The 14,417-nt window shown below is 60.5% G+C and carries 17 protein-coding genes; 1 reads left to right on the forward strand and 16 read right to left on the reverse strand.

Going from position 1 to position 14,417, the window contains the following annotated elements; translation table 11 throughout:
• Positions 1-14: 14 nt before the first annotated feature.
• Both ACK3BK_RS15635 and ACK3BK_RS15640 read right to left on the reverse strand, forming a co-directional pair.
• Complete coding sequence (locus tag ACK3BK_RS15635) at positions 15-254, reverse strand: hypothetical protein (RefSeq protein WP_411382792.1); 240 nt, start codon at positions 252-254, stop codon at positions 15-17.
• Positions 223-516, reverse strand: a complete 294-nt coding sequence (locus tag ACK3BK_RS15640) for a hypothetical protein (protein ID WP_411382793.1) — start codon at positions 514-516, stop codon at positions 223-225. Before ACK3BK_RS15640 ends, ACK3BK_RS15635 begins: the two co-directional genes overlap by 32 nt.
• Before the next feature lie 107 nt (positions 517-623).
• On the opposite strand from ACK3BK_RS15640, the gene ACK3BK_RS15645 reads away from it, so the two are divergent.
• Positions 624-1,289, forward strand: a complete 666-nt coding sequence (locus tag ACK3BK_RS15645) for an SOS response-associated peptidase (protein WP_411382794.1) — start codon at positions 624-626, stop codon at positions 1,287-1,289.
• On the opposite strand, the gene ACK3BK_RS15650 is transcribed toward ACK3BK_RS15645, so the two are convergent.
• The 14 genes from ACK3BK_RS15650 to ACK3BK_RS15715 form a co-directional block, all read right to left on the reverse strand.
• Positions 1,283-1,489 (reverse strand): hypothetical protein, encoded by a 207-nt coding sequence (locus ACK3BK_RS15650; RefSeq protein ID WP_186711818.1) that lies wholly within the window; start codon positions 1,487-1,489, stop codon positions 1,283-1,285. The genes ACK3BK_RS15645 and ACK3BK_RS15650 overlap by 7 nt on opposite strands.
• Positions 1,490-1,506: 17 nt before the next feature.
• Positions 1,507-1,920, reverse strand: coding sequence for a hypothetical protein (locus ACK3BK_RS15655; protein ID WP_411382795.1), 414 nt, complete (start codon positions 1,918-1,920; stop codon positions 1,507-1,509).
• 710 nt (positions 1,921-2,630) lie between these two features.
• On the reverse strand, positions 2,631-2,888 hold the full coding sequence (locus tag ACK3BK_RS15660; protein WP_411382796.1) for a hypothetical protein: 258 nt from the start codon (positions 2,886-2,888) through the stop codon (positions 2,631-2,633).
• A gap of 155 nt (positions 2,889-3,043) precedes the next feature.
• On the reverse strand, positions 3,044-3,406 hold the full coding sequence (locus tag ACK3BK_RS15665) for a hypothetical protein (RefSeq protein ID WP_411382797.1): 363 nt from the start codon (positions 3,404-3,406) through the stop codon (positions 3,044-3,046).
• Positions 3,403-3,885, reverse strand: a complete 483-nt coding sequence (locus ACK3BK_RS15670) for a hypothetical protein (RefSeq protein ID WP_411382798.1) — start codon at positions 3,883-3,885, stop codon at positions 3,403-3,405. Before ACK3BK_RS15670 ends, ACK3BK_RS15665 begins: the two co-directional genes overlap by 4 nt.
• Before the next feature lie 59 nt (positions 3,886-3,944).
• Complete coding sequence (locus tag ACK3BK_RS15675; RefSeq protein ID WP_411382799.1) at positions 3,945-4,487, reverse strand: tail fiber assembly protein; 543 nt, start codon at positions 4,485-4,487, stop codon at positions 3,945-3,947.
• Positions 4,488-4,489: 2 nt separating this feature from the next.
• Positions 4,490-5,314, reverse strand: coding sequence for a hypothetical protein (locus ACK3BK_RS15680; RefSeq protein WP_411382800.1), 825 nt, complete (start codon positions 5,312-5,314; stop codon positions 4,490-4,492).
• 21 nt (positions 5,315-5,335) lie between these two features.
• Positions 5,336-6,064, reverse strand: a complete 729-nt coding sequence (locus ACK3BK_RS15685; protein ID WP_411382801.1) for a hypothetical protein — start codon at positions 6,062-6,064, stop codon at positions 5,336-5,338.
• Complete coding sequence (locus ACK3BK_RS15690) at positions 6,065-6,460, reverse strand: hypothetical protein (protein ID WP_411382802.1); 396 nt, start codon at positions 6,458-6,460, stop codon at positions 6,065-6,067.
• 4 nt (positions 6,461-6,464) lie between these two features.
• On the reverse strand, positions 6,465-9,404 hold the full coding sequence (locus ACK3BK_RS15695) for a DUF1983 domain-containing protein (RefSeq protein WP_411382803.1): 2,940 nt from the start codon (positions 9,402-9,404) through the stop codon (positions 6,465-6,467).
• Complete coding sequence (locus ACK3BK_RS15700) at positions 9,401-9,799, reverse strand: DUF6950 family protein (RefSeq protein WP_411382804.1); 399 nt, start codon at positions 9,797-9,799, stop codon at positions 9,401-9,403. Before ACK3BK_RS15700 ends, ACK3BK_RS15695 begins: the two co-directional genes overlap by 4 nt.
• Positions 9,800-9,801: 2 nt before the next feature.
• Positions 9,802-10,404, reverse strand: coding sequence for a hypothetical protein (locus ACK3BK_RS15705; protein WP_151924361.1), 603 nt, complete (start codon positions 10,402-10,404; stop codon positions 9,802-9,804).
• Complete coding sequence (locus ACK3BK_RS15710; RefSeq protein WP_411382805.1) at positions 10,404-10,988, reverse strand: hypothetical protein; 585 nt, start codon at positions 10,986-10,988, stop codon at positions 10,404-10,406. Before ACK3BK_RS15710 ends, ACK3BK_RS15705 begins: the two co-directional genes overlap by 1 nt.
• An 18-nt stretch (positions 10,989-11,006) precedes the next feature.
• Positions 11,007-14,390 (reverse strand): phage tail tape measure protein, encoded by a 3,384-nt coding sequence (locus ACK3BK_RS15715; RefSeq protein WP_411382806.1) that lies wholly within the window; start codon positions 14,388-14,390, stop codon positions 11,007-11,009.
• Positions 14,391-14,417 lie beyond the last annotated feature (27 nt).

A 14,417-nucleotide genomic window follows, 5' to 3' on the forward strand; every position in this document is an offset into this window, starting at 1 on the left:
GGCTGGCGTCATTCTCACTCCGCTTCACGCTCAGCATGAGCCCATAGCCTGGCCGCCTCGGCGAGCTCCAGCATCTCGGCCAGCGCCCCAGCATCAACATCCCGTCGGCGATGAGCGGAAACGGCCATTTCCGCCATCACTGCAGAGCGCCCGTCTGGATCGGTGATCATCGCCATCTGGTCGTTGAGCTCATCCATCCAGGGCTGCGGTATGCCCGCCGCGCTACTGCGCACGACACCACCAAGACTGTGCATAGAGGACGCCGTCCACCTCCTCCACGCCGGTGATGTTCATACCGCCTTGAGCCATCCCGGTCACGCGCGCGTCGTGTAGCGACGGGATAACGTCGGGCCCTGGGGTTGGGTTGAACACCCAGGCGCCCAGGCACTGCCGACCGAGCACGGTACTGTGTCCGTACTCGATGTGAACGTCAGCGCGAATCGGCTGGATCTTCGTGAGCTGTCCATTGGGGATCGCAACGCCGCGCACTCGGCGGCGAACAAGGAGGAAGTACATACGGCACCAATACTGTATATCGATACAGTATTTGAGCATTGCATGCGCAGACAGCACCAGTACCGCCTGGCGGACTATGCTTTGTGCTCGAGCAGGAGGGATGGGAAATGTGTGGACGGCTGACTCAGTACCGGGGCATTCACGACTTCGTCGAAGTGCTCAGCATGCCGGAGGTCTGGAGGAATACCGTCGGGGAACAGGATCTGCAGCAGTACAACGTTGCGCCTACTACGCCAGTTGCTGTGCTGCGCGTTGATGACGGAGGCCCGCGGGCGGACCTGGTGAGGTGGGGGTGGCGGCCGCACTGGGCGAAAGATCGCGCCGCGCCAATCAATGCCCGCGTCGAGAAGGTCGCTCACGGCCCGTTCTTCCGTGCTATCTGGCCACACCGTGCAATCACACCCATCGACGGCTGGTACGAGTGGGTTGATGAGGGCGGGCCGAAGAAACAGCCCTACTACATCCGGCGGAGGGACGGTCAGCCGGCGCTATGCGCCAGCATGGGCCAGTTCACCGGCAGTGAGCACGACGGCTTCGTCATCATCACAGCAGACGCCCAGGGCGGGCTTGTTGACGTGCACGATCGCCGGCCAGTTGTGTTTGAGCCGGAACTGGCTCGAGAGTGGATTGCAGCAGGGATGCCAAGCGAGCACGCAGAACAGATGGTACTGAACCTGGGAGAACCGTCTGAGGCATTCGAGTGGTACAAGGTCAGCACAGCCGTAGGGAATGTGCGGAACCAGGGGCCTGAGCTTATAGCGCCACTTCAGTGACGATTCAGCGGAGCTCGCCCCATGGCATCTGAATGGTACTGATGAGCCGCCTTGATCTGCGATTCCAAGATCAGCCGCAAGCGCTCCACTTCCTCCGCAGGCAGACCGGCCTCCTGCGCCTCAAGATGGCGCCTCATAGCCTCCTCGACATCCTTATAGACCTGATGGTCTGGCATCACGACTTCGCGCTTGTCCTTCATGCTCGCCTCCCTGGCGATCAGTGGATGATATGAGGTGCCTTGCCGGTAGTGATGAGCTGATGCTCGGTCACCTGGCGGTAAAGCCGATCGGCCAATACTCGGTGCCGCTCGACATCCTCGGGGGGCTCACCATCAGCCACGGCCTGCTGCAGGCGTCGATTGGCATCGAGAGCCTGACGAAGCAACTCCTCTCCTGCGGCAACCATCCCTTCAAGAGTTCGCGTCACTTCCCAGTCTCGGAGCTTAATCACAGGATTATAAGCATATGCCACAAGCATGCTTAACCCCAAAATTAAACGCATAACGGATTTCGAATCCGTTTTCGGCATCAATTTTTTTGCGGCTAATTTGTAAAAACCCCTTAAAATCAAGAGGTTCGACGCAGCATAACAAAACACACCTCCACACCATTGGGGGATCAATTCCCCCAAAATTCCCCCACGCTTTTTTCGTGGCGAGATCTCTGAAAATGGTGCTATCGTTAGGCCACTTCGAGACGCTGACCAAGTGAAAACTGGTCACATCAAGCCAGTTGGGCCGCCGCGCCATCCTCGCTGGAAAAACCCGTAGCTGGGAAACAGGGAAATGCGGCGAAGTCTGAACCTCCTCGCCAACTGCTACATGAGACCTGGAGAAACAGCTAGAGGAGGGCGCCCCATGGGTGTTTTGAATCAGGCTGGTTCAGCAGCTTTACCTAAACGCCTCACGGCGTTTGGTGGCGTAGTCTGGGGGCTTTGCACCTTCGGGCTCGACCCGGTGACCGCTGTTGCGCTGGGTCTAATCGTCACTGTCGTATTGTCGGTAGTGTAAAGCTAGGCCGCCTGACGCGTGCGATTCCGGCGGCCGGAACTACTCCATTTATATAAGCCTGTGATTACATGGAATTAATCAACCTTCTCGGGCTGTGCCTGAATATTATCGGCGTCATTCTCCTTTTCTTCTGGTCTCTCCCGCAAGCATCTGCTGATGCGGGCACCGGCCGCATAGTCGAAGATGGCACGCCAATGGAAGATGGAAGAACCGCTGGTGAGCATCGCGCAGAAGCGAGGCGTAAAAGGCAGAACGCCAAGCGTATAGCTTGGGCTGCACTCGCTCTGATTCTCGTTGGATTCGTCTGCCAGTTCATTGCTGCTGCGTGGCCCTATCTGCACGCCTGGATAGCCGCCTCAATCTGTCGCTCATAGCCGATCCGCTGCCTTCGCTCAGCAAGCAGCGCCCGCACCTTCACCTCTAGGCTGTCGGTCTTGCGCAGGCCGACGGCCGCCCAGGGTGGTACCGCCACCTCCGGCGCCCGGCACGGCACCTGCACCGGAACCTCGACGCGCACGTATCGGATCTCGGGCTCCGTTCGACCAGCACATCCGGCGAGTAGCAGGCCCACCAGCAGGCTGGCCGTCAATCCAGTAACCACACGGCGTACAGGCTGGATTAACCAGCACAACAGGCCGGTTAGGCCCACCACCCCGCTCCTACGGGAAACGCCACGAATTACGCAGCCTGTAGCCCGAAAAAGGCTAATTCCGCTCCCACAGGAACGTGCTTTGCCCACCAGCCTCATAGGTCCAGTTCCTTGTCGATGATCGAGGTCGCGGCTGCGCATTGGTCGCCACCTGTGCGCTCCTGCTGCAAGCGGTTCGCCGCGGCGTAGTCGGCCTGGGTGCTGGCCTTGGCCTCCTTCACCACTTGCTCTGCCCTGGCCTGGCGCTCATTCGCGGCCAGGGTCAGGTCGCCCAGGGCCTTACCCTGCTCCTGCGCCAGGCCGGCCAAGTTGTCGCGCGCGGCGGCGCACTGGGCGGCCTGGTCCTGCTGGTGGTCGAGCAATGGCCGGAAGTGGCTGGTGGTGGCCCATGTGCCGACGGCGATACCCAGCAGGATCAGCAGGCCGGCGCCGGCGAGGCGCAATGCCCAGGCGCTCATGCCGGCACCGCCTTGAGTGCTGCTGCGTGATTTCTCTTGAACTTGGCGCGCAGTTCCTCCGGCTGACGGGTGTGAGCCCCAGGTCGCCACACACGCAGGTACAGCTCCCAGGCGCCATGCTCATCTTCAGCAGACGGCAAGGGCTTTGGGTCAGTCCACAGCAGAAGGCGGGCCAGGGCGGCAGCCAGCACCGGATCACGGCCAATGGCCTGGTAGATCGATTCGGCACTGAAGCCCACGCCCCGAGCTCGGCAAACTTCCTGGGTGCGCGCCTTTACCGATCCGTGGGTCACAACCCCGACCACACCGCCGCCCTTTTCAAATTGGTAGTCGCCGCGGGCAGGTCCGTTCACCTGCTGCTCCAGGCGCTTTGGGTTCTCTTGAAGATTGATCGCATGCAGCAGTACTCGAGCCGGGCGAGTGCGCATCTGTGGCGGCAGCAGGGCCAGGCCCTGCCGGATGTCGTTGTCGATCGACATGGGTTTTCTCCAGGCAAAAAAATACCGCCATGCGGCGGTTGTCTGTCGGATGTGTAGATTTATGCCGGCGGCGCGGGCCAGTCGATGGTTTGCGGGTAGCCAGGCTGATCAGGCAGCCTGTTGAGCGCGACGCGATAGCGCTTCCACTCCTTCAACAGCGCGGTCTCTGCCTCGGTCGCATCCTCCAGATCGACCGCATCCTGCAGCGGCGCGATGGCAGCATCGGCTATCGCCCGCAGCCTGCCCGCTTCCTCCTGTGCTTGCTGCAGCGGATCGGCCGGTACCGGCTCTGGCGGCAGCGGCACGGGTGCCTCTTCCACCGACACATGCAGAGTGATGCTGTGCAGCAGGTCCGCCGGCTCGCCTTCCTTGGCAACGCTCACAAGCAGCACGTCATCGGCAAAGCTGGTGGCAACCGAGGCGCCCGCGTCAATCTGGTTGATCACATACCCCCAGCCCTCCGGCGGCGGGCACATGCCAAGCGTGCCGCGTACCAGGTACTGGCCGGGGCCAGGGTGCTCTACGGTGATATCTGCCTTGCCGAGCGACGTGATGTCGAGGAGCGACCCGTTGCCCAGGATGTTGATTGCTGCTCTCGCCATGGTCAAATCGCCTTCAGTGTGCCGTCAGCGGCGCGGGTGGTGTTATTGGAGTGGTAGAGCGTCGACCAGGCGGTGGCTGCGGACTGATCAATAGCCACGGTCTTGAACGCCAGCCTATAGCCGTTGATCTCTTGGGCCAGGACCGTAGTCCACCGGGAATCCACACCGGCCCGAATATGCATTAGGTTGTAGTAACCATCCCCACCAGGCGGCGAGTTCGATGCAACTGCAGAACTGCGGAACTCGGTATTGAACACGTTGTGCAGATTATTGGTTTGTGGGGCCACCCCAAGCAGTCCGCCTGCTCCAACACCCATGATCTGGCCGGCTGAGGTGCCAACGTTTTTGGTCGCAGAATCACCCAGTCCGAGATTTGCGCGGGCGCCTGCTGCCGCTGTAGATCCAGTGCCGCCCTGGGCAACACTCAGCGCGGTGGTAAGTCCCGAAAGCCTCGTGATATCGCTGTTCTCACCGCGTGCGGCAGCGCCGATGTTCTGCCGCAGTGTTGCGACGTCAGTCGCCCCGCCGAACAGGGCCAGCGTACCGCCGAACTGATCGACGATCTGGCGCAACCGGTCAGCAGCTTCCTTGACGTAACCCTGCATGGGGGCCAGGCCGTAAGCGCCTGCGGCAACAGTGGCGCCCTGGTAGGCAGGCAAGATGCCCATCACCGTGGCACTGGCAATGTTGGCGACTTCGTACCAGCGCCCGTCAGGCCCCTGGAAAGCATCACCCACGCGGGCATTGAGTGAAAAGTTTGTGCCGGCACCGGTTACGGTCGTCTGACCGGCAGTTACTGTAACGGTTCCTTCTCTATACCAAGGCATTCATAACCTCCAATTATCTATTTAGGTGCCATAACGAGAGGCCGGAAATTTACATATTGGGATAGACAGAAAGGTATCGTTGGCGCCTTGATAGTACCAATAACCACCTCCGGTCTCTTTTGTCACAAACACGGTAAGAGACGGCGCATTGTTATTATAGACAGTTAAGCCCGCATACCTAGCCCCTTTAATAAACCATGACACCCCTCTGTCAAACGCAGAAATACTAACGAAGTCATCCGCATCAAGAACCATGCCGCTCCGATACTCATCAACAAATGTGCCAATCACTTTTGTCCATGACTTAGTGAAGCGGCTATATTTGACAACTTTATCCGCAGATGAAAACACCGGCTCATTACTCTCACCTCTAACCTCAGAGCCGTACACCTGGCTATTGTATGAATCCGTGAACTTGCACACTACAAACTCAACGGTGTAGTTCTGGAGGGTTGAGCCGCCGCGAGCAGCCGATGTAACCTGAAAACCCGTCCAAGCGCCAGGCGAGCCCTGAATGGTTATGTAGAGCCCGAGGGTTGAGTGACTGGCTGATGCGACTCGAATAAATATCTGCGGTGCTTCAACTGTCCGTACAACTTTGGTGAAAGCCGCCGCCCCGTAGCCGTTTCTATCTGTCTTCGAGGATGTAATTGTAAATACTGACCGCTCAGAAAAAACCAAAACCTTATAGATATTGGAGACAACAACAGAAAGCTGATTATTTACTGCCAGAAAACCATGCCCATCCATTTATCTGAACCTCACGGCCTCGATGGTAGAGGCGCATACGTTCTCCCACCATTCATCCTCATAGTTGTTACCGACTCCGGTTGGCCTTCGTCTATTGACGTATGTGTAGATTGCAATGCGAGTTCCTCCGAGCTCCCTATATGTCGGAATCATGCCCCACCCATCGTCGTAGCCTGGTTGCTCATACGGCGCGTATTGGCTTGGCGTAATAAGTACAAAGCAGTTGCTTGGGTCGTATCCAGGAACGTCCATAAGGATGTAGTCAGTGCGAACCCCGAGGCCGTAATTGCTCGACGCAGGTATCTGCATGGATGCCAACTTGAACAGGGTGAAGTCATCCATTGACAGGGTCACCCTGTTCATCTCGTCGCGCTCTTCAAAGCCATAGATATCCATGGATTTATCCTTTGCTCAGATTGCCTTGAGCCGTCCGACGCACGTCGTTTCTGTCGTACGTGTAGAAGCCATAGTTATTGAGCAGGATTCGACCATCAGCCTCCTGTCCGCGTAGCGCAAACTTGCCGGTCACAAAGTCGATTTCGACCAGAGGCCTCCCCTGCGAATCCACGGCCTGAGATCGCAGCGTCATGCCGAGGATCAGCTCCTGGATGAACGCCTTGTTGATGAAGGCCGTGTTGACGAACATCTGCCCGTTCTGGAACACAAAGAGATTGGCCTCCGGGCCATTCAGTCCATTGGCGATGACGACTTGGTCAGCGGACATTATGATCTGCCCGACTTCGCCGTTGCTGCCCTGGACGATGCCGGTCGCGACCTTCTTGCCGTTGACGTTGGTCTCGGTTTTCCACGAGGAAATGGCTGAAACCTTGCCGTCCAGCCCTGCAACAACCTCGTCCGTTCGCTGGATCGACGCATTCGTCTCCCCAACTTTCGCGGTCAAGATCTCGTCGCTTCGGGCAAGCGCAGTGGTCTCTGTGGTTCTGACCATCTGCTCGCGCGAGATGGCAGCCGTTGAATCCCAAAGCTTCAGGGCGCCAGCAAGATCGCCATCGGCGTTATCGTCTCTCGACGAGGCCCGCAGCAACTGCACGCTCTCGGCCGTTGACGTGACCCTGCCGTCTACATCTTCGATCCTTGCGCTGTTGGTAGCCACCTGCTGGGCCAGGCCGTTGGCAGACTCAACCGACTGCCCCACGTCATCCCACAACGTTGCGTTCGGCGGCGCGTTCGCGCCCGATGGATCGGCGGGAACTGGGTCGCGCGCCTGGTAGATCCGCCCGTCGACAACGACCATTTGGCCTTTCTCGTATGCCTCATCCTTGTTGTAGCCCTTGAGCCCGTCCAGAGCGTCGATCTGGTCCTGCAGGCCGTCGATCTCCTCGCCCAGCACAGGCCCAAGTTGACCGCGCTCAATCTTCCCCTTGAGCGCCTCGAGCATTGTGCTCACGTCGGTGGAGGTTGATGCCGCGACTTTCAGGAACCCGCTCACCCCGTAGGCATTCTTCGAGCGAATGAAGTAGTAGTAGTTGGTGAAGAAGGCCAGCCCGGTGTGAGTCAGGCTCAGGCCCTGGCCCAAGTACTCCGCCTGCGCCGCAGTCGCCTGCGGATCCATGCTTAAGAAGTATTCGTAGGTGCCGCCGTTAAGGCCGTGCTGAATGTTGCTCGGCGCCAGGTTGATGCTTTCGATGGTCGAGGTGACGGTGCAACCCTCGGGCACCGCTGGGCCGTTTATGTTGACCGTGATGCTTGCCTCGCCCGACCGCGCCTGCGGCCCGAGTGCGGCAACGCTCATCGTGTAGTTGCCCGACGGCAGGCCGGCCAGGGGCAACTGAAGCGTGGTCTCTGGCACCTGCTGGGCCTGCACGGCCACCCCGGCCTGTCGCACGGTCACTGCATAGCCAGTCACGATGCCGACCGGCGCATCCCAACTCAGCACACCCTGAGTCACTTCGGCGGTATCGTCCACGGTCCAAGCCAAACCGGTCGGACTTCCCAGGCCTCCAGATGGCAGGTTGATGAATCCGATCGGGTTGTAGGGTTTTCCCACGGCATCGTCAAAGATCGCCGGGTCGTAGACCTGCAGGGACGCGGTGCAGCCCTCGCTTGTGCCCATGGACCAGCCGGTGACGATGAATTCGCCAAGGATGTTCAGCGATGGCAGGTTCGCACGCACCGCGCGGCCTGGACGGCAGTTGTAGCCGCGCAGGTTGAGCGGGACGTTGATCACCCCGCCCGCGCGGCGCCGGCGTAGCTCGATATTGGCCAGGCGCTGGGCCTGGTAAGGGTTGGTGACGTAGGAAAAGGTAAGCGTCTCCGCCGCCTCGCCACCATCCGCAACCACCCACTCGGCCACGCTGACTTCCGGGTAGTCCGTCTCCGTCCAGGACTGGGTCGTGTCGGTGAAAGTGCCACGGATCGTGTTGATGGCCGCGTCGTTCGTCGGCTCAGTGCTGCCGGTGATGGTGCCGATCACCATGTCCTCGGTGATCTCGAAGTCCCAGGGACCGTAGTAGGCGCCAGCCTGGAACATCCAGCGGCCGCCCACACGGATGACCTTGCCACCGCACGCCGCCTCGAGCTTCTGCAGCACATTGGTGCGCTGCTCGTCGGCGCCGATCACGCAGCTGCTGCGGTAGCGCGGGCTGGTGGTGCCGTCAGGGTTGGCCACCGACTCATCGCACACGTTCGCGCCGCTGGCGAAGGTCTCGAACACGATCTCATCGTCCGGCACGCCGCAACGGGTGCGCAGGAACCACAGGATGTGCAGCGCAGTGTTCTCGCTGTACCCGGCCATGCCGGTGCGGGGGTCGTAGAGATCATTGCGCCCGCGCACGACAAAGCGCGCATCCGGAATACCAGATGGGAATTTCTCGGCGTTGTACCGCAGGGACAGGCGCACGAACGACAGGCCGCGGCCGATCTGCTCGTCCTTCCAGTCCGGGCAATTGGCCTTGAGAAAGGCATTCACCTGGGTTGGGTTGACCACCAGCTCATAGGTGGCATCGGCGCCGTAGGTATTGATCAGCTCCTCGCCGAGGTAGATCTCCTCGAGCGCATCGACGGCACCCTCACAGAGCACATACACCAAGTGGAGCCATTCGCCCTCGCGCTGCTCGCCGGCCTCTTCCTGAGCCCATACCAGCACGCCGCCAGTGCTGACCCGGCCCAGGATGAACCGCGCCGGCGCCTTGGACGAGCGCACAGTCTGCGCCGAAGGTTCGTTATCGCGCAGCGGCGACTTGGTGTTGAGCTTCTCCTGCTGCTCCGAGGCGTAGAACGCCAGGCCTGCGCCGATCGCGGCACCGATTGGGCCGCCCTGAGCGAAGCCGATGACCGCACCTACGGCGATCTGTGCAATCTTCCTGACCCCGCCGCTCATTCAACTCTCCACACTGCTGTCGGTTCGCACACCACCCGCGCGGCGCCTTCTTCGGTCGCTGCCCAGAACTCACCCGCCCAGAACACCGCGATCGCCTTTCCTTGCGGGCCGTCGTACATGGCGATGTCGCCACGCTGGATGAACGCCGGCGCCACCCGGTTGAAGCAGGCGTCCCAAGCCGCCTCGAGGCTGCCGTGGTTCTTCTTCAGCGCCCGCATCGCCCCCGCCTCGGTCTTGTACTTGCCCCTGTACGCCGCCGCCGGATCAACCCCGCAGACCGCTACCGAGCAGTCAGCCGCGAACAAGCAGCAGTCGAATTCGCCCCATGAAAAAGGCCGCTCGGAGGCGGCCTTGATCACTTCGGTCAGACGTATCGTCCAGTCTCGATTGCGCATCGCTATTTCTCGTAGTTGAAGGTCGGCGCGTCCTTGCTGGAGCCCCAGTAGATCGGCCACTCGGAAAGCTGAGCGACGGCGTAAAAGAAGCGGTCACCCTGGTGCCGGGCTCGATGGTTCTCATCGGTGAACCGCTCGGTGCCGGTGCGGCTCCACTCGGCCATGCGATCTACGATGGGGACCATGATCTTGTTGCCGTCCTCGCCATTGCCGGCGTAGGAGAAACTCGCCGCGTCCATGCGCCCGGAGAACAAGATGTCGACGGCGTAGTTGCCCGCCTCGTCGAACACCACGAACAGCAGCTTGCCCGAGCGCCCACGACAACCGCGGATGTTCGTCTCGGTGATGATGTAGCTGTCCAGACCGTTCAGGCTCAGCTCCACGGACATGGGCGAGTTCGAGTTGTCGCTCTCCTGCGACTGGCCGACCTCGCCGAACTGGCCGACACCCAAGTAGGTGATGCCGTCGATCACCAGGTCACCGGTGCCGGTGTGGGCGTACACCGGGCCATCCTCGAAGTCGAGCTGGCAGGCGTACACCGTCAGGAAGCGCCCCGTGGCAATGATGTCCACCACGCTCTGGCTGAATGGAAACGATGAGGGCATCAGAAAGCCTCCCTGAACTGATAGCTGCCGCTGGCCACGACCTGGCGCACGGTCATGGCCCAGGTGTCCTGGGTCATCCGCATCTCTGAGTAGGGGTTGAGGTACTCGATCGCAGCGCCTGCGGTCAGCGTGCGCCTGATGCGTTTGTTGAGAGGGACCACGGCCTGGCCCTGCGCATTCGCGGTAACCGGGCGCACCACCTCGAACATCTCGCCAGCCACCGTCAGGTAGTCGCCTGGGGCGAACACCTGAACACCCGGAGCAGCGCCGGCGACCAACATTGACCGCGACTGCGCCACGCCGGTGACCACGGTCAGGATGCCGACACTGTTCGACCGCCGACGAGTGATCGCCGGCATGTTGAAGGTGCCGAACATTCCATCCAGATCACCAAGGAACGCCGAGAGCTGACGCTCCTGCACCCTGGTGAGCAGGCCGAAGGTCAAGGTGCACTGCCAGTACGCCCCAGGGTGGCCAACGATCTGTTGTGCGTTGGACAGCGAGGAAGTGAATGCCCGGCTGTTGTTGACTATGCCCCACGTCATTTCAGACACGGGCAGTGATGCCGGCCATTCGAGTGCCATGCAGTACTCCTTGATCTATCACCTACGGGCGATGAGCTGACGGGCTGGGCCGTTCTGCTTGAAGTCCCGAAGGACCAGGTTGTAGCCGTCCTGCGCGCCTTTCTGTGCTGCCTGCTGGATGCGAGCCAGGGTGGCTTCGTCTGCGGCGCCCTGTACGGTGATCTCTTGCTTGATCACCAGGCCACCAGACTGAGCGCCAGTTGATGCGCCGGCAGCCTGGCTTGAAGTTGTGGTTTTGCCACCGCCGGTCGGCGACACGTTACCGGTGCGCAGCCCCTCGACAGCTTGGACGCCACCAAAGCGGCGCACATCGTCTTGCGACCACACCACCTCGCCCTTGTGGACAATTCCCGCTGGCTCGTTGATGCCGCCCGGGCCGGTATAACCACCCTCCGAGAAACCGTATTTGGCCGAGTACCCAGCGGCCGAGGCTCCCAGCTTCGAAGAAATGGCACCAGCACTGCCTGGCGCAAACGCACTGGACGCAGCGCCCGCGCCGCCGCCGAACGCGCTGATACCCGCGCCGATTGCCATGTTGAGGAAACCAGCCGCGGCCTGTCGCACCTGGATGCGGATCAGATCGGCCACAACCTGGTCGGCGAAATCCTTGAAAGACAGCTTCCCGGTCTTCACGAAGTTGACCACCGCGTCTTCCATGTTGCCGAAGGCGTTCGAGAACAGGTTGCGTGTCTGCGAAGCCACATCGGCGGCCTGCTCGGCGTAGGTGTTCATCGCCTGCGATGCGCCAACTGTCCAGTCTGACTGCAACCGGTCGACCTGGGCGTAATACGCCTGCTGGTCGGACAGCCGAGTAGACAGCGCAGAGCGCAGCGCCTCCGTCTGCCCCTGGTACAGGGCCGTGTCGTTCGCAGTAGGGTTGCTGATGCGGTTGTAGTCGCGGGTGACCTTGTCCAGCTCGCGCTGGTACTCCTGGCGGATCTTCAGGTCTTCCTGCAGGCGCTGGCGAAGCTTATCGCCCTGGCCGTACCCTTCGAGCTCTACGGCCTGCCCCTCGCGGGCGGTGCTGAGCTGGGATTGCAGATTCTCCCGGAAGGCCCTGAGCTTGGCCTCAGTCTCGAATCGCTCCTTGGTCAGCTCGTTCGCACGCTCCAGTTCCGCATTCTGCTTCTGCTGGGCCACGTTCATCTCGGCCATGGCCAGGATCTGCTTCTGCGACGTGGTGAGGGTCTTCTTCTCCTTCAGGTTGGCTATCTCGGTCTCCAGCTCCACCAGCTTGCGCGCTTCGGCGCCCAGCTTCAGGGTCTGGCCAAGCTCGCCGGAGATTGCCAGGCTCTGCTGCTGGAGCACGGCGTAGCGCTGGCGGGCGCTGTCTAGCAGCTTCTGGCCGGCGTCTTCACGAACTGCAGGGGTTTTTGCCTCCTTATAGATCGAGTTCTGCCTGATGGACTTCAGCGCCGCCTCTTCCTCCTGCTTGGTAATCGTGTAGCCGGCAGCTCTGGCGACGTTGATACGCTTCTGCTCATCCTCCAGAGCCTTGTTCATTTTCTGCTGTTTGGTGAAATTCTTTTCGATGCTCTTTTGAAACAGTTCGTAAGCCGCCTGGCCATCGCGCTGCAGCTTGGCCGCGTCCGCTTCTGCTTTAGCATTGGCATTGCGCACGGCCAATTGCTGCTTGAGCACGGCAAGCTGGTCAAGATACGGCTCCACTGTGAATCCGTTCTTCTCCCTTCTGGCGATGTTCTGCTGAAGGTCAGATATCTGTTTCTCAAGTGAATCATCACGGCCTACGGCTAGCATTGCATCCCAGGCTTGCTTTGCTGTCCTGGCGATTCCATCCCACGCCGCTTCGATGTAACCAAGATCCTCCTTCGCCTTCTTCGCTCTTTCCGTCAAAGCTTTGGCAAGAGCCTCTTGTGCAATACTGGCTGCAAGATCCTTATCCCCCATCTCCTGTGCCGATCGAACCTGCTCGTACACAGATGCGGTGAGGAAATTGAGCCTATTGTTCAGATCCGCAACGGCTTTGACTGGATCATCACCAAGACGAGAGAAGTCTGCCACGGTCTCTGAGACTGCTTTCCCTGTGGCCTTCTGATAGCTAATTGCAGCGTTTGCCACCTGCTCGAGCATCCCATAGGCTACCTTTCCGGATCCGGCCACTTGCGCCAATGCGGTAGCAGCGGATGACGTAGATCCTGAAATCGCCCCAAGCCGCTCTGCCATTGCGGTCAACTCACCTGCGCTAGTTCCGGCGGCGTTGCCAGTTTCGAGGATGGACACCTTGTAGGCGTCTGCCTCCTTGGAGCCCTGGTAGTAGGCAACACCCAGAAGGCCCACCGCTGAGGCAGCAATCGTGAAAGGATTCACCAGCCCCAGGACATATCCGCCCATTGCCTTGGCTGCGGCGCCAATGCCGCCGAACGAGTCCTTGATCTGGGAGCCCTGCTGCAGGAAGACAGTGAGCGGGGCCTGGCCGCCTTGAAGGCTGATGAAAATGTCGGAGAACTGCGCTGGAAGCATTCTGAGTGCAGCAGCGTTTTGCTTCGCAGTGTTGCCGGTGCGATTCAGTCCATCATCAAAGCTCGAGAGCGCCGCGCGTGCTTGGTCGATCTTCCCCTGGTAATGGGCAAAGGTCTCAGCGTCGAGTGCTCCAATCTTCTTCTGCTGAGCCAGCTTGCGTTCCTGCTCATCGAGGCGATTCAGTGCGCGAGTGGTTGGATCGATGCTTGCCAGAAGCTCCTGCAGGCTGTCGGTTTGGCCGCCAATGGCTGCTTGGGCCTGACGGTTGGCTTCTGCGACCTTCTGGCTGGATTGGGCCAGCTTTCCCTGGTTCGCCGCCAAAACCATGTTGCCTGAAAGGAGGCCCTGCTCGGCCTCGGAAAGGCCGGTGGCAACGTTCGCAAGGTTTCGCTGTTCCTGAGCCGCTTTGACCGCCGCCTCTGCAACGCCGAGGATTCTTTGCCGGGCCTGCTCGGCAGTCTCGCCCACGGCAGTTTGTGCGCGGGAAACTCCTGCCAGAGCGTTCAGCGAGTCCTGAAGTTTCAGGCTGTAGGCATCGAAGGTCGCCGTATTTATCTGGCCAGAACTGCGAGCCTGGGCCAGTGCGGCTTCTTGCGCTGCCAGTTCGTTGAGCTTCTTGGTCAGAGGATCAATCTTGCCAAGCAGCGCGTCCAGTTCTTTGCGCTGGTTCGCGGCCGCCTTCGCTGCGAAGTCGGCGCTCTTGGCTGCGGTATCTGTGGCGGATGCGGTCTTGTCGTTGGCAGCCTGAACCTTGGCCAGAGACATCGCCAGATTCGTGAATTCGCCGCCTGACTTGCGCAGCGTCGATGAGGCGCGGACGCCGGCCTGCTCCAGAGCCTCCAGCGCGGCGCGGATGTCATTCACCTGCTGCTCGGCGCTACGACCATCGACTTCAAGTTCAAGGCGGGATTTCAAGGCCATAGCATTCTCCGGGCGTAAAAAAACCGG

It is taken from the genome of Pseudomonas sp. L7 (genome assembly GCF_046605565.1).
Classification (GTDB): Bacteria; Pseudomonadota; Gammaproteobacteria; order Pseudomonadales; family Pseudomonadaceae; genus Aquipseudomonas; species Aquipseudomonas wayambapalatensis.